At 72.3% G+C, this 19,880-nt stretch carries 12 protein-coding genes; 1 reads left to right on the top strand and 11 read right to left on the bottom strand.

The window, feature by feature from the left end; translation table 11 throughout:
• Positions 1 to 9 precede the first annotated feature (9 nt).
• From BM393_RS09585 to BM393_RS09560, 6 genes are all read right to left on the bottom strand, one after another.
• Positions 10 to 3,522, bottom strand: coding sequence for an amino acid adenylation domain-containing protein (locus BM393_RS09585; protein ID WP_175538261.1), 3,513 nt, complete (start codon positions 3,520 to 3,522; stop codon positions 10 to 12).
• Positions 3,523 to 3,526: 4 nt separating this feature from the next.
• Positions 3,527 to 8,362, bottom strand: coding sequence for a condensation domain-containing protein (locus tag BM393_RS09580; protein WP_175538260.1), 4,836 nt, complete (start codon positions 8,360 to 8,362; stop codon positions 3,527 to 3,529).
• A 208-nt stretch (positions 8,363 to 8,570) separates the two neighbouring features.
• Positions 8,571 to 9,320, bottom strand: a complete 750-nt coding sequence (locus BM393_RS09575; RefSeq protein ID WP_091724544.1) for a thioesterase II family protein — start codon at positions 9,318 to 9,320, stop codon at positions 8,571 to 8,573.
• A gap of 3 nt (positions 9,321 to 9,323) precedes the next feature.
• On the bottom strand, positions 9,324 to 9,569 hold the full coding sequence (locus BM393_RS09570; RefSeq protein WP_091724543.1) for an MbtH family NRPS accessory protein: 246 nt from the start codon (positions 9,567 to 9,569) through the stop codon (positions 9,324 to 9,326).
• Positions 9,570 to 9,692: 123 nt separating this feature from the next.
• On the bottom strand, positions 9,693 to 9,938 hold the full coding sequence (locus tag BM393_RS09565; RefSeq protein ID WP_091724542.1) for a DUF4880 domain-containing protein: 246 nt from the start codon (positions 9,936 to 9,938) through the stop codon (positions 9,693 to 9,695).
• A 134-nt stretch (positions 9,939 to 10,072) separates the two neighbouring features.
• Positions 10,073 to 10,597 carry a sigma-70 family RNA polymerase sigma factor gene (locus BM393_RS09560; RefSeq protein WP_091724541.1) on the bottom strand — a complete coding sequence of 175 codons (525 nt, stop codon included), beginning with the start codon at positions 10,595 to 10,597 and terminating at the stop codon, positions 10,073 to 10,075.
• Between the two features lie 115 nt (positions 10,598 to 10,712).
• On the opposite strand from BM393_RS09560, the gene BM393_RS09555 reads away from it, so the two are divergent.
• The gene (locus BM393_RS09555; protein WP_091724540.1) at positions 10,713 to 11,501 is read left to right on the top strand and encodes a 4'-phosphopantetheinyl transferase; all 789 of its coding nucleotides are present in this window, start codon (positions 10,713 to 10,715) and stop codon (positions 11,499 to 11,501) included.
• 90 nt (positions 11,502 to 11,591) lie between these two features.
• On the opposite strand, the gene BM393_RS09550 is transcribed toward BM393_RS09555, so the two are convergent.
• The 5 genes from BM393_RS09550 to BM393_RS09530 all read right to left on the bottom strand — a co-directional run bounded on the left by BM393_RS09550 (position 11,592) and on the right by BM393_RS09530 (position 19,813).
• The gene (locus BM393_RS09550; RefSeq protein ID WP_091724539.1) at positions 11,592 to 12,860 is read right to left on the bottom strand and encodes an ABC transporter substrate-binding protein; all 1,269 of its coding nucleotides are present in this window, start codon (positions 12,858 to 12,860) and stop codon (positions 11,592 to 11,594) included.
• Positions 12,861 to 12,913: 53 nt separating this feature from the next.
• Positions 12,914 to 13,903, bottom strand: a complete 990-nt coding sequence (locus BM393_RS09545) for a LacI family DNA-binding transcriptional regulator (protein ID WP_091724538.1) — start codon at positions 13,901 to 13,903, stop codon at positions 12,914 to 12,916.
• Positions 13,904 to 14,017: 114 nt separating this feature from the next.
• A complete protein-coding gene (locus BM393_RS09540) occupies positions 14,018 to 15,436 on the bottom strand; it encodes an efflux transporter outer membrane subunit (protein WP_091724537.1) in 1,419 nt (472 codons plus the stop codon).
• Positions 15,433 to 18,618, bottom strand: coding sequence for a multidrug efflux RND transporter permease subunit (locus tag BM393_RS09535; protein WP_091724536.1), 3,186 nt, complete (start codon positions 18,616 to 18,618; stop codon positions 15,433 to 15,435). The genes BM393_RS09540 and BM393_RS09535 overlap by 4 nt, the downstream gene beginning before the upstream one ends.
• A gap of 10 nt (positions 18,619 to 18,628) precedes the next feature.
• On the bottom strand, positions 18,629 to 19,813 hold the full coding sequence (locus BM393_RS09530) for an efflux RND transporter periplasmic adaptor subunit (protein WP_091724535.1): 1,185 nt from the start codon (positions 19,811 to 19,813) through the stop codon (positions 18,629 to 18,631).
• Positions 19,814 to 19,880: the final 67 nt, after the last annotated feature.

Below are 19,880 nucleotides of genomic sequence, written 5' to 3'. Positions count from 1 at the left end.
ACAGAGGGATCAGGGGGACGGCGTCGCGGTCTCGGAGGCCGTGGTCTCGGATGTCGCTGTCTTGGATGTCGCTGTCTGGGGCCCTGCGGTCTCGGACGTCTGCCAGTCGGTGGCGGCCAGGCGCTCGAAGCCCGAGGTGTCCCAGGGGCCGGCGCGCAGCGCGGCGGCCAGCTCGGCCACGGTCGGGTGGTCGAAGACCAGGCCGGGCTCGATCTCAATGCCCAGCAGCTTGCGCAGGCGCGCGACCAGGCGGATCACCAGCAGCGAATGACCGCCGAGCTCGAAGAAGTCCTCGTCGATGCCGATCGGGCCGCGGCCCAGCAGCAGGCCCATGCCTTGCGACAGGACGGTCTCGAGCGCGTCGCGCGGCGCGCCGGCGGATGCGGCCTGGACAGAGGCCGTCGGGCCGCTCGTCCCGCTGAGCCCGTCGAGCGCGCCGAGCGCGGCAGGCACGACGACGGATGGCGTCGATGTCGCGGTGGTGGTCGAGGACGAAGTCAGGGCGGACGCCATCAGCGTCGCGATGGCCGCGCGATCGAGCTTGCCGTTGGGCAGGCGCGGGAGGTCGTCGACGCGCATCACCCGTGCAGGGACCATGTGCGAGGGCAGTAGCGACTTCAGCGCCTCGCGCAGGCCGCCGAGGCCGACGTCGGCGCCAGCACCGTCCTCAGCCATGGCGACGCAGGCGGTCAACTCGATGCCGCCGACGCCGGGCATCCCGAGCACGACGGCCTGGCGCACGCCGGACAGCGTCAGCAGCGCACCCTCAACCTCCGCCGGGTCCACGCGGAAGCCTCGCAGCTTCAGCTGGTGATCCGCGCGTCCGATCAGGCGCAGGCCGCCCTCGGCCAGCACCTGCGCGACATCGCCGGTGCGGTAGAGGCGCTCGCCGGGCCGGAACGGGTCGTCGACGAAGACGCCCGGCACCTCGCGACCCAGGTAGCCGCGGCACAGCTGCGGACCGCCCACATGGACCTGCCCCTGGGCACCGGCCGGCACCAGCCGCATCGCCTCGTCGAGCACATGGACCCGGGTGTTGGGCAGCACCTGCGTCAGCGGCAGCGCGTCGGCGCCTTGCGCATCGGACGGGCGCACGCGGTGGACCAGCACGCCCACCGTGGTCTCGGTCGGGCCGTAGTGGTTGTGGATCACGGTGCCCGGCGCCAGGCGCCAGATGCGCTCGATCAGCGCGCGAGGCGCGGCTTCTCCGCCGAGCACCACGGTGCGCGGCAACCGCGGCGACCGGGCGTCCAGCAGCGCCTCCAGGTGGGACGGCACGATCTTGATGGCGTCGATGCCGCGCCCGTCGACGAAGCGGGCGAAGGCGTCCGCGTCCCGCGTGTCGGCGTCCTCGGCGATGACCAGGCAGGCACCGTTGAACAGCGCGCCGAACAGCGCCGTGTTGCCCAGGTCGGCCACCACCGAGCTCGTCAGCGCCCAGCGGCGGCTGGCCGCCAGGTCCATCGCGGCCGAGCTGCCGACGACGTAATGGAGCAGCTGGCCATGCTCGATGGCGACGCCCTTGGGCTGGCCGGTCGAGCCCGAGGTGTAGAGCACATAGGCCAGATCGCCCAGTCCCGCGACGCTTGGCGGCATGTCGGCGTCGAGGGTGCACAAGTCGAGCGCCGGCTCATCTGCGGGGCTCAGGCCTTCGCCGGCGAGGACCGCCGCGCGGCAATGGAGCGCCACGTCGACCGCATTCGTGCCGCCGAGCGATGCGGCGTGCAGCACCAGCGCGGGCCGCGCGTCGGCGAGGAGCGCCTTCCGACGGACTTCCGGCCAATGGGGTTCCAGCGGCAGATACGCCGCGCCGGCGCGCCACGTCGCCAGGATCGCGACGATCAGGTCGGCGCTGCGAGGCAGGTTCAGCGCCACGAGCGCGCCCGGCGTCACGCCCAGCGAGCTCATCGCGCGGGCGAGCCGGTTGGCCCGCTGGTTGAGCGACCGGTAGTCGAGCGTCTCACCCTGCGCCTCCACGGCGGGCGCCTGTGGCGACAGCGCGGCCCACTCGGCGACATGCTGCGAGATCGTGAGCGTGCCCACGTCGCGTCGCTCGCCGCGCCAGGCCAGCAGCGCCGTCCGCTCCGCCTCGCCGACGGGATCCAGCATGTGCATTGCCGCGTGGGGGTGGTCGAGCGCCGCGCGGAGCAGCGTGGTGAACTGGCACAGCAGCCGCTCGAGGGCCGCGCGTGAATGGCGCGTCCCGTCGGCGCTCAGCACCAGTTCCGGGCGCGGACCCCAATGCACATCGAGCGAGAGCGCGACATCGCGCTCCGGCAACTCGACCTCCGGAGCGGACCAGCCGGCCGCGGGCGGCACGGCCTCGCGCCAGCCGAAGACGGCCTCCCGATGCGCCGTGGTCGGTGGGGCATCGACCGGCCAGTACTCCTGGGCGTCCACGTGATTCGTCGCGATCGCCGCGCAATGCGCGAGCCAGTCGGAGAAGCGGGCCTCCGGGCGCGGCGTCATCGCCATCGGCAGGATCTTCTCGAAGAGGCCCATGCCGCCGCGCATCAGGTCGTAGTCGGCGCGGCAGTCGTGCCGCCAACCAGCGACGAATGGCTCGAAGCCGTTCAGACGCGCGAGGAGCAGCAGCCACACCGCGTGCAGCAGCCGTTCGGGTCCGGCCGCGCTGGCGTCGCCGTCGCCGTCGCCGTTGGCATTGGCATCGGTGAGACGGCGAACCAGGTCAGCCGGCAACGCCGCGCGAGCCTGGACACGCCCCGCTCGTGGTGCGAGCGGCTTGGCGAGCCGAGGTGCCTGCCAGTCGGCGACGTTCAGCGCTCTCACGACGCCCACGGCGCCCGTGGTGTTCGCGGCGACCGCGTCAACCGCGGCGCCCGCGAAGTGACGCTGCCAATAGGCGTTGCCCGCCTGCGCCCCGTCGTCGCTCGCGAGCTCCGCACGCCAGTCGACGTACTGCGCGTATTGGAAGTGCTCGGTGTCGGTCGCATCCGCGGTCGCGATCCCGGCCACCCGCGCGAGCAGCGCGATCAAGCTGCCGGCGTCGACCACCAAGGCACTTGCGTGGACCGCCAGCACATGGCGCGCTTCACCGAGTCGCGCCAGCCCCGCGCGGACTACGCGCCCCTCATCGATCGCCAGCGGCGTCGCGAGTGCGCCCAGCCACGCGTGTAGCGCGCTGACGCCCTCTCCGCGTCCATGCAGCCCGCCCTCGCGTTCGTCCGCTCCGTCGGCCGTCGAGTTGGCCGTGGAGTCGGCCATGTCCGCGTCGCGCAGATCAGCGCCCTGCCAATCCAGCACCGGTGTCGCGGGCAGCGACCATTGCCGCAGGCCGCGATAGCCGTCCACGGCGCCGAAGGCCGTGCGCAGCAGGTCGTGCTCGGCCACCGCCTGCTCGACCGCCCGCCTCAGCGCGACGACGTCCAGCGGGCCGTCGATGCGGACCCACGCCGTCAGCGCCGCCGACGGATCCGCCAAGGCAACCGCCCGCTGCTCGGGGCTCAATCCGCTCGACGCCAGCGCGGCGGCGGCGATCTCGGGGGTGTGGACCGCGTTCATCGGATCACACCTCCCCGCCCAGCGCCGCGCGATCGAACATCGCGCCCATCGCCACGACGATCTTGCGCGGTCCCTCGTAGGGATCGCGCGCATGTGCCGCCAGCATGTTGTCCAGCATGATGACGTCGCCCTGACGCCACTCCAGCCGCACCGCGCAGGCCTCGTAAGTCGCGCCGACGACGGCCATCGTCGCGTCGGGGATCAGCGAGCCGTCGCCGAACATCACGTGTCGCGGCATCCGCTCCGGCCCCACCAGCCCGAGCAGGTCCTCGCGCACCTGCGCCTCCAGGCAGCTGACGTGATGCAGCTGCACCTGGTTGAAGAACACCCGTTCCCCGGTCAATGGATGCTTGACCACCGCCGGGCAGCGGGTGCGCGTCTGCAGCGTGTCGGCATCGAGCCAGCGGAAGCCGGTGCCGGCCAGCGTCAACCGCGCCTCGACCTCGGCACGGTCCGTGGTCTTGAAGAAGTCATGCCACGACACGTCCAGCCGCGGCGTGAAGGTGCGGACGTACAGCAGCCCTTTGCGCTCGAATTCGTCGACCAGGTCGGTGGGCAGGCGCCGCAGCATCTCACGGCAGTCGACGATGGGCGTCGCGCCGCCGACCGGCGACGGCAACTCGCAGAAGAACCACTGCTTGCGCGGCCAGCGCTCCAGGTGCGCGCTCTCGTTGTGGAACAGGATCATCTGCCGCTCGGGGTACGGCGTCGACCGGTAGGTGTTGCGACCGCCCTCCTTCTTCGGCAGGTCGCCATAGCCGCCGAACAGCTCGGGCTCGATGGTTTCGGCGAAGGCCTCGAACTCCTGCGGCGTCCGCAGCCCGAAGCCCCGCATCAGCAGGCCGCCATGCGACAACAGCAGCGACTCGATGGTGTCGCGATGCCGGCGCGCCCAGGCGACGGCATCGATGTCCGGACTGGTGGCCTCGACGATCAGCGGGAAGCGGCGATCCTCGGCCAGCGTGGACAGACGCACTGCGGGCAGCGGGGGCACACCCGGCAGCGCGGCGACGCCCGGTAGCGCGGCCTCGGCGGGCGCGCCCGTGCTGATCGCCGTCGCCGCGCCCTTGCCGAGCTTGGACAGCTTGTCGAGTTTGCTCAGCTTGTCGAGCTTGCCGGGCTTGTCGACGGCGGACATGGGGAGGGAAGTCATGGTCGGCTCCTTGAAAGGCGGAGGAGAAGCAGGCGACAGGCCGCCCGGCACGGCGTCGAGCAGCGCGTCGAGCGCCGCATCGGGCGCGGCCGCGGCGGCGCGCAGCAGCGCGCGCCAGCCTTGCGCGAAGGCCTCGACGCTGGCCCGCTCGTACAGCGCCGCGGCGAAGACCCACTCGGCGCGCAGGCCGTCCGGCGTGTCGGTCACGAAGACGGCCAGATCGAACTTCGAGGTGGCCGGCGGGCGCGACTCGAGTCGCAGGCTCAGCCCCGGCAGGTCCGTGCGCCCGGCCGGCGTGTTCTGGACGACGAACAGGGTCTGCACCAGCGGTCCATGTCGCCGCGTGCGCGGCACGCCGGCCGCGTCGACGATCTGGTCGAAGGGCATCGCGGCATGCTCGAAGGCGCTCAGGCTCAGGTCCCGCACCCGCGCCAGCCATTGGGCGAACGTGCCGCCGCCCTCGCGTCGTGAGCGCAGCGGCACGACATTGACGAAGAAGCCGATCAGGTCCTCGATCTCGGGCCGGTCGCGCCCCGCGACATCGGTGCCGATGACCAGGTCGTCGCTGGCGGCGCGGCGGTGCAGTGCCGCGAGGAAGGCCGCCAGCATCACCGCGAACGGCGTGCTGCCTTGCGCGCGGGCCAGTTGCCCGATGGCGTCGGCTTCCTCGCGCGGCAGCATCAGCTCGATCGCCTCCCCGGCCATCGATGCCACGGCCGGTCGCTCGCGGTCGGGTGGCAGCGTCGACAGCACCGGCGCGCCGCGCAGCGTCTCGCGCCAGTGCGCAGCGAGCGGGGGAAGCGCCGCAGCGAGCTGGCGCGTCTGCCAGTCGGCGTAGTCGGCGTACTGGACCGGCAGCGGCGACCAGGCCGGTGGCCGGCCCGCTTGGCGCGCGGCATAGGCGGTGGCCAGGTCGCGGACAAAGACGGCCACCGACCAGCCGTCGAAGACGATGTGATGAACGCCCAGTAGCAGTGCGTGGCGCTCGGGTGCCAGCCGCAGCAGCGTCGCGCGCAGCAGGGGGCCGTCGGCGAGCTCGAAGGCAACGCCCGCCATCGCGGCGAAGGCCTCGTCCAGCATCGCGGACTGGCGAGCCTCGGGCAGCGCCGACACGTCCGTCAGCGGGAGTTCGAGCGCGAACGGCGGCCGCGACACGGCCAGCGGCTCACCGTCGTCGTTCTCGGGATAAACGGTGCGGAGCACCTCGTGGCGCTCGACGAGGTCGGTCATCGCCGCTCGCAGCGCTGGCAGGTCCAGCGGGCCCGACAGATGCAGCGCGGCCGTCATGTTGTAGGCGGGATGGGCCTGGCGATCGGCGCGCGGCGTGAGGCGCTCGACCAGCCACAGCCGGCGCTGCGCCGGCGACAGCGGCATCGTGGCGCCCCGCGCGATGGGGACCAGCGGTGCCGATGTCGGCATCGCCTCGCCCCCCTGCCGCATCGCCTCGGCCTCCTGCCGCAGCGCCTCGACCCGCGCGGCCAGTGCGACGAGCGTCGGCCCCTTGAACAGGTCGCGCAGGGCCAGGCTCACGCCGAACCGCGCCGTCACGCGCGACGCGAGCCGCGCGGCGGTCAACGAGTTGCCGCCGACGGCAAAGAAGTGACTCTGCGGAGTCAGGCGAAGCGCGCCGGTGTCTTCTAGCACCTCGTGCCAGATCGCGGCGAGCGCCCGTTCGGTGTCGGTCAGCGCCGCATCGCCCCCTGCATGGGGTCCCGCGTGAGGTCCCGTATCGCGCTTTGCATCGCTTCCCGCGTCCAGCATTGCGTCGGACGCTGCATAAGCCGCTGCGTCGGATGCGGCATCGAGCCTCCGAGGATCGGCGGCCTCCGCATCGACCACGAAGCGCCCGTTCGCATGCACCGCGTAGGCATCGAGACTGCCGTCCTGCCAGCCGCGACGCGCCGCGCTGCGCTGGATCTTGCCGCTCGAGGTCTTGGGCAGTCCGCCGGGGTTCAGCAGGACGGTCACCCTCGGCGCCTCGCCGCAGACCTCGCCGACCACCGCCGCGATCGCGTCGACCAGCGCCTGCGGCGTCACCGCCTTGCGCGTGGCGCGGGACACCTCGGCCGCGACACCGATCGCGTCGCCCGTCGGGCCGGGCACCGCGAACGCCGCGATGCGGCCCTTGCGCACGAGCTCCAGCCGGGTCTCGAGCGCGGCCTCGATGTCCTGCGGATAGAGGTTGTGGCCCCGGACGATGATCAGGTCCTTGATGCGGCCGGTCACGTAGAGCTCGCCGTCCAGCACGAAGCCCAGGTCACCGGTGCGCAGCCAGCGATCCGGCCCCTCCTCCACGAAGGTCTCCGCGCTGGCCTCCGGCCTGCCCCAGTAGCCGAGCGCGACGCTGGGACCCTTCACCTGGATCTCGCCGATCTCGCCCGCGCCACGCACCGCGGCGCTGGACGGATCGACGATCCGCAAGGCGTGATCGGGCGCGACGGCCCCGCAGCCGACCAGGCGCTGGGCGCCGACGTCACAGGCAACCGCCCCGCTCTCTCTCGTCGCGTCGCTTGACGCGATCACTCCTCTCGCCTGCGTCGCCGCGGCCGGCGCCGTCGCCGCCCCATCCTCCGGCAGCGGCTCGGCGATCCCGCGCTTCAAGGCCTCGCTCGAGAAAAGCCGCGACACCGCGCCGTGCATGCGCTGGCTGCCGGTCACCAGCAGCGTCGCCTCGGCCAGGCCGTAGCTTGGCGTGACGGCACGCGCCGCGAAGCCGCACGGCGCGAAGGCGGCCTGGAAGGCCGCGACCGTGTCGGCGCGAACCGGCTCGGCGCCCGACAGCGCGATGCGCCAGGCGCTGAGGTCCCAGGCCGGCGGCGCGTTCCGGTCGGCGCGCGCGACACGATCGGCGCACAGGCGATAGGCGAAGTCGGGACCGGCGGCCACCGTGCCGCGATAGCGGTGCATCGCGTCCAGCCAGCGCGTGGGTCGCGCGAGAAAGGCCGCTGTGGTCATCAGCACCAGCATCCCGCCGGCGTGCAGCGGCTGTAGCAGGCCGCCGATCAGGCCCATGTCGTGGAACGGCGGCAACCAGCTGACGTAGACGTCCCGCGCGGTGGTGCCCAGCGTCGCCTGGATCGCGATCTCGTTGCCCATCAGGTTGCCGTGGCTGACCATCACGCCCTTGGGCGTGGACGTCGATCCGGACGTGTATTGCAGGAAGGCGATGTCGGCGGGTCGCGGACGGTGCGGACGCCACGCATCGGCGCGTTCGGCGGGGATGTCGTCGACGGCCAGCAGCCGCGCGGCGCCGGGCGCCGCGACGCCCTCGGCGCCCGCGATGCCCTCGATGCCCGCGAAGACGCCGCCGTCGATGTCCGCTCGCGCGGCGAGGACCGCCGCCGCGCCCGCGTCGCGCGCGATGGCACCGAAGCGCTCGAGGTGCTGTGGCCGGGCGGGCTCGGGCGGGAACACCGGCACCGCGATGAGGCCGGCGTACAGGCAGCCGAGGAAAGCGACGAGGTAGTCGTCCGTGCCCTCCAGCGCCAGCAGCACCCGCGCGCGCAGCGGCAGGCCGGCGTCCTGCAGCGCGGCAGCGACCGCCCGCGCGCGGCGCGCCAGCTCGGCGTAGCGCACGGGACGGTCCCGGCCGTCGATGCCGCCGTCGTCGAGCATCACGAGCGCGATGTCGTCCGGCCGCGTGCGCGCGAGCTCGTCGACACGGTCGACGAGCGTCGCGGATGGCATCCCGGACGCCGTCGAGGCAGGCGCGGACAAGGCTCGCGGCGCGGCCATCGCGGCGTTGTCCGTCGCGGTGGCGTCCGTCACGGTGGCCGGAGAAATCGGAGGAACCGGAGAAAGGGACGAAAGGCTCTGCATCGCGGCAGTCATGTCGCGCTTCTTTCTGTGAGGAGGTCGGAGCGGCGGCGTCCGGTTCGCCCGGACGGCCGCGCGCTCACGCGAAGGCGTCGGTCGCGCGGACGGCGCGCGCGCCGGCGGCGCTCAGGTGGCGGGCCAGCGCGGCCAGCACCGCGCCCTCCTGCTGCCGCACGAAGAAATGGCCGCCATCGAACCAGTCCAGGGTCATCGGCAGCGTGGACTCGGCCGACCAGGCGGCCAGCCGGTCCGGCGCGATCTCGTCCTGGCGACCGGCCAGCACGTGCAGCGGCACCGGCAAGGGCGCGCGCGCCTCGTGCCGGTAGCTCGCGCACACGCGGTAATCGGCGCGCAGCACATCCAGGGTCAGCCGCAGCAGTTCCGCGTTCGCGAAGACCTCTTCCGGCGTGCCGCCCTGGCGGCGCAGGTCGGCCACCAGCGCGGCCTCATCGCCGATCACGCGCTCCAGACGCGCCGTATCGCGCCGCGACGGCGCCGCGCTGCCGGAAGCGATCAGCGCCAGCGGCAGGCGCACGCCGCGCTCGCGCAGGCGCTGCGCCAGGCCATGCGCGAGCAGCGCGCCCATGCTGTGGCCGAAGAGCGCGAACGGCGTGGCCGGCGCCAAGCGCGGCGCCAGCTCCTCGCACAGCTGGTCGGCCAGCGCGTCGAAGTCCTCGACGAAGCGCTCGCCCAACCGGCCGCCCCGGCCCGGCAACTCCACCGGCGTGATCGCGATCCATCGCGGCAGCAGGCGCCGCCAGCGCAGGTACATCGTGGCGCTGGCGCCCGCGCAGGGCAGGCACAGCAGTTGGACGGCCGTCTCGGACATCGATCACTCCGCCGCGGCGGCGCTGCCCGACTCCTGGCGCGCCATCCACTCGCGCAGCGACTTCGGACGCATGTCGGTCCAGGTGCGATCCACGAAGGCCAGCACCGTCTTCTTGTCGCCGCGCACGTCCGGCACCACGGACCAGCCGCCGGGGACCGCCTTCCAATGCGGCCAGATGGAGTACTGGTCTTCGTGGTTGACGAGAACGATGAAGGTGTCGTCTTCGCGATCGAAGCAGCTGGTGGACATGGAAACGCCTCTTGCAGGATGGGTGATGCCGACGCCCTCCGGTCGATCCGGAGATGGCGGCTTGTCCTGTGAAGACGTTTCAGCGCGGGAGATGTTCATGGAGGCCGCGCCGACCCTCCCGGGTCAGTCGCAGGGCTCGGGCGGTGCGGTCGTGGCGGTGCCGTCGCCGCGCGAGGCGCGCGCGGGCACCTGCCCCGCGAGGTCCCAGAGCCGCGCCGCCTGCCGATGGGCGCGGCGATGCGCGGGATCCTCGGCCAGCCAGCGTTCGAGTTCGAGCCGGGCGGCGGCGTCGAAGCGCGCGCGGTCGAACTCGCGTTGCACCCACGTCCAGGCGGCTTGCCAGACGGGATCGTCCTGCTCTTGTGTCATGGTGGGTTGGCGGCGGCGTGACCCGGAGTGAAAGACCCGGGGCCGGTCGGCCCCAGGCGCGGGAGCTTACTCCAGGGAGGCGTCGCGGCGCGCGCCGGGCGCGCTTGCGGCGAGCGACGGGCGCGCGACGCGCGTCAGTCGTCGGCCAGCAGGTGCCGGCAGCCCGCGATCGCGCGCGCGGCGTCGGCGATCCAGGCGTTCACCAGGCCCAGCGCGCAGCCCATGCGCTTGGCGATCTCGCGCTGCGTCAGGCCCTCGAGGCGGTAGAGCTCGAAGGCCTGCCGCGTCTGCGCCGGCACGCCGGCCAGCGCCCGGTCGATCGAGCAGATCACCTGCTTGTCGCGCATCTGTTGCTCGGGTGACGCGGTGTCGGGGATGTCCAACTCATCGGCCTCCACGTCGAAGCAGCGGTAGTTCGCCTCGACGCTGTGCTTGCGGCAGTAGTCCAGGGCCAGGTTGCGCACCACCCGGCTGCAGTAGCACAGCGGCCGGTCGGCCTGCCGCGGCGACTCGCCGTGGATCAGCTTCAGGTAGGCGTCCTGCAGCACGTCGTCCGCCTGCTCGGGCGTGCGGACGATGCCCTGGGCGATGCGCCGCAGGCGCGGCCGGTTCTCGATGAAGACGTGAGCCAGCGTAGGCTCCACGCACGGGGTGGTCATGACAGGACGGCTCCCTGTGACTTCGAGGTCACCTAGATGATAATAATTCTCAACAAGTCCGGACTCTACCGTCATCCGAGCCGATCTTTCCTTTTCCCGCCGACAAAAGAGGGACATGACACAAGCGCTTCATCCGGCAACAGATCGCGTCGAGCCGTTTCCGTCGCCGCCATCCTCGTGCTGGGAGCGGCTCGCGCGCCTGGCGCCGCAACGCCTGGCGGCCATCGAGGCCTGCCTGACGCCCGCCCCCCATGCGCTGCCCGCCGGCGTCGTCGGGCGGGGGATGGATCTCGAGCGGCTGCGGGCGCTCGCGCAAGACCTGGTACCGGCGCTGGTGCCGCCCGCGTTGCAGCGGGCGAGCGCCTCACGGCAGCTCGGGCACCTCGGCGGCCGGCTGTGCGCGGAGGCGGCCATGGCCGCCGCGAGCGGGCGTCGCATCGCCATCGGCATCGGCGAGTCCGGTGCGCCACTCTGGCCGGCCGATCTGGTGGGGTCGATCTCCCACACGCGCGGCGGCGCGTGGGCCTGCGTCGGGCTGCGCCCGGCATGGTCGATGGTCGGCATCGACAGCGAATTGCTCGCCGATGCCGACGCCGTGCGCAGCATCGTCGAGCTGTGCTGTACCGCCGGGGAACGCCGGCGCTGGTTCCCGCGGGCGCCGGACCCGCTGCTGGCCACCCTGCTCTTCTCCGCGAAGGAGAGCGTCTACAAGGCCATCCACCCGGTGGTGCGGCGCTTCGTCGAGTTCGACGAGGTCGAGCTGGTGGCGCTCGACGCCGGCCGCAGCGCGTTGCGGCTGCGGCCGGTCCCTGGCGGGCCGCTGGCGGCGCGCTTCGACGGCTTCGAACTCACCGCCGTGATCGCCGGCGACCAGGTCCACACCGCACTGGTCACCGGCGCCTGACGCCGGCCTCGATGCGCCGATCGAAGCCCGCGCCGCGCTCGCGGCAGGCACCGATCACTGCTCCGGTCACGGCACCGATCACTGCGCCGATTACTGCGTCTTCGCCGCCGCCACCAGCCGGTCCATCGCCTGGGCCGGCGTGATCGCGTCGCTGTTCCAGAACTGGCTGACCACGTCCTTGAGCGCGCCCTCGGCGGCGGCGCGGACCGCCATGCCATGCGCGATCGACGGCAGCAGCGTGCCGGCCTTGCCCGCCTCCGCGAAGTCGGCGGCCGAGGCCTTGGCGCAGTCGTCGTAGCGCGCCAGGCTCACGCCCTGGCGCACCGGGATCGAGCCCTTCTCCAGGTTGAAGGACTCCTGCACCGCCGGCGACAGGATGGCCGAGGCCATGTCGCGCTGCGCCTGCTGGTTGGCCTCGCCCTTGACCTTGAACATCGCGAAGGAGTCGACGTTGAAGGTGTAGGACTTCGCGGTGCCCGGCGCGGGCACGCACAGGAAGTCCTTGCCCGCGGTCTTGCCGGCGGCCAGGAACTCGCCCTTGGCCCAGTCGCCCATGATCTGCATCGCGGCCTCGCCCTTCATGACCATGGCCGTGGCCAGGTTCCAGTCGCGGCCCGGCGCATTGCGGTCGGTGTAGGCCTTCAGGCGGCGGAAGGTCGCGAGCGACTTCTCCATCGTCGGGCTCTTCAGGCTGGCCGGGTCGAGCTGGATCAGCGCCTTGCGATAGAAGGCCGGGCCGCCGGTGCCCAGCACCACCGTCTCGAAGGTGGTGAAGTCCTGCCAGGACTGCCCGCCGTGGGCCAGCGGGATCACGCCGGCCTTCTTCAGCGCGTCGGCCGCGGTGAAGAACTCGTCCCAGGTGGTCGGCGGCTTGACGCCGGCCTTCTTCATCACCTCGGGATTGATCCAGAGCCAGTTGACGCGGTGCACGTTGACCGGCACGGCGATGTAGTGGCCCTTGTACTTCACGATGTCGCTGATGACGGGCAGCAGCAGCTCGTCCCAGCGCTCGGCCTTGGCGACGGTGTCGATGTTGGCCAGCATGCCTTCGGCGGCCCAGTCCTGCAGCAGCGGGCCCTTGATCTGCGCGGCGGTCGGCGCGTTGCCGGAAATGGCGCGCGACTTCAGCACCGTCATCGCCGCATCGCCGGCGCCGCCGGCCACGGCGAAGTCCTTCCAGTGGTGGCCCTTGGCCTGCAGCGAGTCCTTCAGGCCGGAGATGGCCTTGGCCTCGCCGCCGCTGGTCCACCAGTGCAGCACTTCCAGGTCCCCGGCGCGCGCCGGGCCGGCCAGCGCGCCCAGGGTCGCGATCGCCGCGGTGGCGAGCACGGCGCGTCGGGTCAGGTGAATGGTCTTCATCGTTTGTCTCCTTTTGTGGTCTGGGGGTGGATCGGAAGGATGAGCAGGCGCCGTCAGTCGATGCAGCTGGTGCTGTCGCGCACCACCAGCTCGACCGGCAGGGTCACGGTCAGCGCCTCCGGCGTCGGCAGCTCCAGCAGCAGCTCGACGCCCTTGACGCCCAGCGCCGTCTTGTCGACGCGGACAGTGCTCAGCGGCGGGTGGCTGACGGCGGCGCCGCCGATGTCGTCGAAGCCGATGACGGCGATGTCCTCGGGGATGCGCAGGCCGGCGTTCAGGCACTGCCGCAGGGCCACCAGGGCGGCGCTGTCGTTGAAGCAGACCACCGCGTCGGGCCGGCGGCGGCGGTCGAGCAGGCTGCGCATGGCCGCGGTGATGCCAGCCTCCCCGTCGCCCAGCTGCGGCGCGATGATCTCCAGGTCCGGGTCGGCCTGGACCTTGGCCTCGAACAGCGCCCGCCGGTAGCCGCGGGCGCGCTGCTCCAGGCTGTAATGCGCCGGCGAGCCCGAGATCAGCGCGATCGTCCGCCGCCCACTGCGCAGCAGGTGGCTGGTGGCCAGGAAGCTGCCGTGCTGATGGTCCGGGTTGACCGAGGTCATGCCGCGGCGATGCATGTCCACCAGCACCATCGGCTTGCCGCTGCGCTTGAGCGCGTCCAGCACCTCGGGCTCGAAGTAGCCGACGCACAGGTAGGCGTCGAGCGGGTGGACGCGCACCTGGTCGATCACCGGCTGCTCCGGCCCGGCCACGAGGAAGGAGAGCGACAGGCCTTCTCTCTTGCAGGCCTGCTCGGCGCCGTGGAGCACCGCCGAGAAGAAGGGGCTGGACGCCAGCGTGTTGTGCTGGCTGTGCAGCAGGAAGCCGATCCGGCGGATCTTCTTCTTGCGCAGGTGGTTGACGTCGTAGCCGAGACGCATGGCGGTCTCGCGCACGATCTGGCGGGTCTGCTCCGACAGGCCGGACTGGTTGCGCAGGCCGCGCGAGACGGTGCCGATGGACAGGCCGGCGGCCTTGGCGATATCGCGGATGGTGATGCTGCTCATGGGTTGGGGGCGATTCTTGGAAAGCCCGTTTCAAGGGTCAACGAAGTCGCACGAGTTTCCCAACTGTTTAGGACGGTTCGCTAAACACCCCAATCCTGACGACGATCGCTTCAGTTATTGACGCGATCGTGCTTCCGGCAGGACGCGGTCGTTCTCGCTCAATCCGCCGCCCAGCGCCTTGTAGAGCGCGATGGCATTGCCGATCTCCTCCCCGCGCAGGTCCAGCGCCGCCTGCCGGGCGGCGTACAGCTGCCGCTGGGCGTCCAGCACCTCCAGGCGGCTGTCGACACCGGCCCGGTAGCGCAGCTCCGCGAGCGCCGCCCGGCGGTCAGCCGCCTGCACGACACGCTGCTGCGCCTCGGCCTGGCGCGCGTAGCGCTCCCGGCCGGACAGGCCGTCGGCCACCTCGCGGAAGGCCGCCTCGATGGCGCGTTCGTACTCCAGCACCGCGGCGGACTTGCGCAGCTCGGCCAGCCGCAGCTCCGTCCGCAGCTGGCCGGCATTGAACAGCGGCTGCGTGATCTGCGGCGCGAAGGACCAGACGCCGGAGCCGCCCCTGAACAGGTCCTTCAGCCCCGGACTCGCCGATCCCACCGACGCCGTGAGCGAGATCCGCGGGAACAGCGCCGCGCGCGCCACGCCGATCTCGGCGTTTGCCGCCACCAGGGCGAGCTCCGCCTGGCGCAGGTCCGGGCGCCGTGCCAGCAGCTGCGACGGCAGGCCCGCCGGCAACTGCGTGATCACGGCCGCCTCCATCAGCGACACGCCCTCGGGCAGGTCCGCCGGCAGCGGCTGGCCGACCAGCTGCGCGAGCGCATGGCCACGACGCTCGGCCTCGCGCTGGCGCGCCTCGCGGTCGGCCTCCGAGGCGGCCACCTGCGCCTCGGCCTGGGCGAGCTCGAGCGCGCCCGTCTGGTTCGCGGCCCGGAGCTGGCGGACCAGCGCGAGCGAGCCGCGCCAGTCCTCGACGGTGCGCGTGGCCAGCGCCAGTTGCGCCTGCGCGAGCCGCTCGGCGAAGTAGGCCTGGGCCACCGCGCCGACCAGCGCGATGCGCGCCGAGTCGCGTCCCTGCGCCGAGGCCAGGTAGCGCGCCAGCGCCGCGTCCGAAGATGCGCGGACCCGGCCGAACAGGTCCAGCTCGAACGCGGTGATGCCGACGCTCGCGCCCGCCTGGGTCTGCGTCGCGCGCTGGCCGCCGGCGTTGACGCGTTCGCGCGTCATCGAGACGCCGGCATCCAGGTGCGGCAGCTCGGCCGCCTTCTGGACGTCGTACTGCGCGCGCACCATCTCGACGTTGAGCGCGGCCAGGCGCAGGTCGCGGTTGTGGGTCAGCGCGAGCTCGATCAGCCGCTGCAGCGCCGGGTCGTTGAACAGGGTCCGCCAGCCGAGGTCGGCGGCGGTCCGGTCGCTCACCGGATCGTCCCGCAGCGGATAGGCGGCGGGCACCGGGCTGGCGGGGCGCTCCAGCGGCGGCGTCAGCGCGCAGCCGGTCAGCATCGCGGCCGCCGCGAGGGCGATGAACATCATCTTCATGCGGGCTCCCGGGAGGAATGGCGGTTGTTGTTGTCGTCGTCGTTGCCACTTCCGGCGCGCGGGCCGACCGGCGTCGACGCGGACCGCCCGCGCCACGCGGCGAGGCGCTCCTGCACGCCCATCACGAAGACGAAGAAGACCGGCACGAACACCACCGCCAGGACCGTGGCGCTGACCATGCCGCCGAAGACGCCGGTGCCGATGGCGCGCTGGGTCTCGGCGCTCGCGCCGGAGGCCAGCATCAGCGGCACCACGCCCAGCACGAAGGCCAGCGAGGTCATCAGGATCGGCCGCAGGCGCATCCGCGCGGCGGTCACCACGGCGTCGACCAGGCCATGGCCCTCCTCCCGCAGCTGCTTGGCGAATTCGACGATCAGGATCGCGTTCTTCGCCGACAGCCCGATCACCGTGATCATCCCGACCTTGAAGAAGACGTCGTTGGGCAGGCCGCGCAGCAGCACCGCCGCGACCGCGCCGATCAGGCCCAGCGGGACGACCAGCATCACCGACAGCGGGATGGACCAGCTCTCGTAGAGCGCCGCCAGCACCAGGAAGACGACCAGCATCGACAGCGCCAGCAGCATCGGCGCCTGCGCCGCGGACTCGCGCTCCTGCAGCGACTGGCCGGTCCATGCGACGGTGAAGCCCGGCGGCAGCTGCGCCGCCAGCCGTTCCATCTCGGCCATCGCCTCGCCGCTGGAGGTCGGGTAGTTGGCGCTGCCCGAGAGGCGCGCGGCCAGGTAGCCCTGGTACCGCGCCAGCTGCAGCGGCGTCTCGCTCCAGATCGGCCGGACCAGCTCCGACAGCTGCACCAGGCCGCCGGCGCCATTGCGCACGGTGAGCTTGAGCACGTCGTCCAGCTGCATGCGGGCCGGCGCGTCGGCCTGCACGATCACCGGCTGCATCCGGCCCCGGTTCGGGAAGTCGTTGACGTAGAGCGAGCCCATCGCCGTGGACACGGTGTCGCTGATGTCGTTGAACTCGACGCCCAGCGCCTGCGCCTTCTGGCGGTCGATCTCCAGCCGCACGCCGGTGCCCGGCGGCAGACCTTCCGGATACACGCCGGTCACCGCGCTGCTCTGCGCCGCCAGCTCCAGCAGCCTGGCCTGCGCCGCCTGCAGCGCCGCGGCGCCCTGGTGGCCCTGGTCGACCAGCCGCATCGTGAAGCCGTAGGAATTCCCCAGCTCCTCGATGCCCGGCGGCATCAGGCTCATCACCATGCCCTCGGTGCCGGTCAGCGCCTCCTGGGCGCGCCGGGCCTCGTCGGCCGTGGTGGCGCCGTCGCGGCGGTCCCAGGGCTTCATGTTGGTGAAGGCCATTGCCGCGTTCGGGCCGGAGCCCGAGAAGCCGAAGCCCAGCACCGCCATGTTGCTGTCGACGCCGGGGCGCGTGGCCAGGTGGCGCTCGTAGGCGCGGATCGAGTCCATCGTGCGCTCGGTCGTCGCGTCCGAGGGCAGCTGGAACATCGTCATGAAGTAGCCCTGGTCCTCCTCCGGCAGGAACGAGGACGGCAGCATGCGCAGCGCCGCGACCAGCGCGCCCGACAGCGCCAGGAAGACCAGCATCATCCGCCCGCTGCGCGCGACCAGCCGCAGCACGCCGGACTCGTAGCGGCGCGTGAGCCGGTCGAAGCGCCGGTTGAACCAGCCGAAGAAGCCGCGCTTCTCATGGTGGCCGGCCGGGACGGGCTTGAGCAGCGTGGCGCACAGCGCGGGCGTCAGGCTCAGCGCGAGGAAGGCCGAGAACAGGATGGACACCGCCATCGACAGCGCGAACTGCTGGTAGATCACGCCGACCGACCCGCTGGAGAAGGCCATCGGCAGAAACACCGCGGTCAGCACCAGCGTGATGCCGACGACCGCGCCGGTGATCTCCTTCATCGCCTTGACCGTCGCCTCGCGCGGTCCCAGGCCCTCCTCCGCCATCAGGCGCTCGACGTTCTCGACGACCACGATCGCGTCGTCCACGATGATGCCGATCGCCAGCACCATGCCGAACATGGTCAGCACGTTGACCGAGAAGCCGGCCACCAGCATCACCGCCAGCGTGCCCAGCAGCGCCATCGGCGCGACGATCGCCGGGATCAGCGTGTAGCGCAGGTTCTGCAGGAACAGGTACATCACGAGGAAGACCAGCACCATCGCCTCGAGCAGCGTGTGCACGACCTGCTCGATCGAGAGCTTCACGAAAGGCGCCGTCTCGAACGGCACCGAGTAGCTCAGCCCCTTGGGCAGCGCCGGCTTGAGCTGCTCGATCCGGTCCAGCACCGCCTGCGCGGTCTTGACCGCGTTGCCGCCCGGCGCCAGCTGCACCGCGAGCGCGGATGCCGCCTTGCCGTTCTCGCTGATGACGAAGCCGTAGGACTGCGCGCCCAGCTCGACCCGGGCGACGTCGCGCAGCAGCAGCCGCGAGCCATCGGCATTGGCGCGCAGCACGATGGACGCGAACTCTTCGGGCGAGCCGAGCTGGCCTTCCACCGTCAGCGGCACCGTCACCCGCTGGCCCCCGGCGGCGGGCGAGTCACCCAGCCGCCCCGGCGAGATCTGCACGTTCTGGCGCGCGATGGCGCCACTGACGTCCGACATGCTCAGTCCGTAGCCGATCAGCTTGACCGGGTCGACCCAGACCCGCATCGCCTGCTCCGCGCCGAACAGCTGCACCCGGCCGACACCGTCGATGCGGCGTAGCTCCTCCACGGTGTTGCGCGCGAGGTAGTCGCTCAGCGCGGTCTCGTCGACGCCGCCGTCGTCGGCCCGCAGGCCGATGATCATCAGGAAGGAGGACGAGGCGGACTCGACGACCAGGCCGTTCTGGCGCACCGCCTGCGGCAGCCGGGCCTCCACGGCCTTGATGCGGTTCTGCACGTCGACCTGCGCCATCGCCGGATCGGTGCCCGGCTTGAAGGTCGCGGTGATGCTGGCCTGGCCGGAGGTGTCGGCGGTGGACTCGAAGTAGAGCAGCCCCTTCACGCCGGACAGCTCATGCTCGATGAGGCTCACGACGCCGTCGTTCAGCGACTGCGGCGTCGCACCGGGCGAGGTGGCGGAGATGGTCACCGACGGCGGCGCCACCGAGGGATAGCGGGCGATCGGCAGCTGCGGCAGCGCGATCAGCCCGAACAGCACGATGAACAGCGCGATGACCCAGGCGAAGACGGGCCGCTGGATGAAGAACTGAGGCATGGGTCGCTCCTCAGCGCACGGCCGCGGTGGAGGCGACGGCCAGCGGCGATGCGGCCTCGCTCGCGACCACCTGGGTCCTCACGCCTTCGACCAGCCGGTCCATGCCGGTGACCACGACGCGGTCGCCGGCGCGCAGGCCGGCGCTGACGCGGTAGTGGCGGTCGACCAGCTCGCCCAGCTGCACCGTGACGCGGCGGGCCTCGCCCGTGCCCGACAGCACCCAGACCTGCGTGCCCATGGCGCCGCGCTGCACCGCCTGCTGCGGCACGCGCAGCGCCTGCTCGTAGGCGATGCTCGAGAGGCGGGCTCGCACGAACATGCCGGGCAGCAGCTCGCGGCGGGGGTTGTCGACCAGCACGCGCATCAGCACGTCGCCCGTGCCCGCGTCCACGGACATGCCCGAGAACAGCACGCGCGCCTTCAGGTCGAGCGGCGCGCCGTCGGCGCCCAGGACGGTGACGGGCACGCCGGCACCCGCCCCTTCTTCGGCCCGGCCCTTGCCGGCGATCTCGAGCCGGCGCCGCAGCGGCGCCAGCGCGGCCGCGGGCTGGCGCACGTCGACATAGACCTGGTCGATCTGGACGATGCGCGCCAGCGGCGTGGCGTCGGTCGCGGCGACCAGCGCACCCTCGGTCTGCAGGGCCTGGTCGATGCGGCCGGCGATCGGCGCCTCGACGGTGGCGAACGCCAGGTCGAGCTGCCGGCGCCGATGCGTGGCGCGGGCTTGCGCCACGTCGGCGGCGGCGAGGTCGCGCTCGGTGGTGGCGTCGTCGAAGGCCTGGCGGCTGACGGCCTCGGCACGGGCCAGCGGCGCCAGCCGATCGTGCTGCTGCTGGGCCCGCGCGAGCGCGGCCTCGGCCCGCTGGAGCGCCGCGGCCGCGATGGCGGCCTCGGCCTGGAACGGCGCGGCATTGATCGCGAACAGCGGCTGCCCGGCGCGCACCTCGGCGCCCTCCTGGAACAGCCGGCGCTGCACGATGCCGCTGACCTGCGGCCGGATCTCGGCCACGCGCAGCGCGGCGACGCGGCCGGGGAAATCCTCCGAGACGGTCAGCGCCTCGGGCTTCAGCGTGGTCACCGTCACGGCGGGCGGCGGCGCCGGCGGCATCTCGCCGGCCTCCATCCCGCACGCGGCCAGCAGGCTCGCGGCCAGGGCACCCGCGCCGCGCCGGACCCAGGGCGTTCGATTCTTCATGTTCACGTCGCTTTCAGACTTCAGGGACAGCGGCGATCGCAGTCGCCAAGGGGCCGGAGTCTGGGCG

The sequence above is a fragment of the Mitsuaria sp. PDC51 genome (genome assembly GCF_900113225.1).
Lineage (GTDB): Bacteria > Pseudomonadota > Gammaproteobacteria > Burkholderiales > Burkholderiaceae_C > Roseateles.
This window is presented reverse-complemented; position numbering and strand designations above follow the sequence as displayed.

What these genes read in the sequence shown, in the direction of transcription:
- BM393_RS09535 (WP_091724536.1), bottom strand. Translation starts at nt 18,618, where the DNA reads ATGCCTCAGTTCTTCATCCAGCGGCCCGTCTTCGCCTGGGTCATCGCG.
- BM393_RS09555 (WP_091724540.1), top strand. Translation starts at nt 10,713, where the DNA reads ATGACACAAGCGCTTCATCCGGCAACAGATCGCGTCGAGCCGTTTCCG.
- BM393_RS09550 (WP_091724539.1), bottom strand. Translation starts at nt 12,860, where the DNA reads ATGAAGACCATTCACCTGACCCGACGCGCCGTGCTCGCCACCGCGGCG.
- BM393_RS09585 (WP_175538261.1), bottom strand. Translation starts at nt 3,522, where the DNA reads ATGAACGCGGTCCACACCCCCGAGATCGCCGCCGCCGCGCTGGCGTCG.
- BM393_RS09540 (WP_091724537.1), bottom strand. Translation starts at nt 15,436, where the DNA reads ATGAAGATGATGTTCATCGCCCTCGCGGCGGCCGCGATGCTGACCGGC.
- BM393_RS09580 (WP_175538260.1), bottom strand. Translation starts at nt 8,362, where the DNA reads ATGCCATCCGCGACGCTCGTCGACCGTGTCGACGAGCTCGCGCGCACG.
- BM393_RS09560 (WP_091724541.1), bottom strand. Translation starts at nt 10,597, where the DNA reads ATGACCACCCCGTGCGTGGAGCCTACGCTGGCTCACGTCTTCATCGAG.
- BM393_RS09530 (WP_091724535.1), bottom strand. Translation starts at nt 19,813, where the DNA reads ATGAAGAATCGAACGCCCTGGGTCCGGCGCGGCGCGGGTGCCCTGGCC.
- BM393_RS09570 (WP_091724543.1), bottom strand. Translation starts at nt 9,569, where the DNA reads ATGTCCACCAGCTGCTTCGATCGCGAAGACGACACCTTCATCGTTCTC.
- BM393_RS09565 (WP_091724542.1), bottom strand. Translation starts at nt 9,938, where the DNA reads ATGACACAAGAGCAGGACGATCCCGTCTGGCAAGCCGCCTGGACGTGG.
- BM393_RS09545 (WP_091724538.1), bottom strand. Translation starts at nt 13,903, where the DNA reads ATGAGCAGCATCACCATCCGCGATATCGCCAAGGCCGCCGGCCTGTCC.
- BM393_RS09575 (WP_091724544.1), bottom strand. Translation starts at nt 9,320, where the DNA reads ATGTCCGAGACGGCCGTCCAACTGCTGTGCCTGCCCTGCGCGGGCGCC.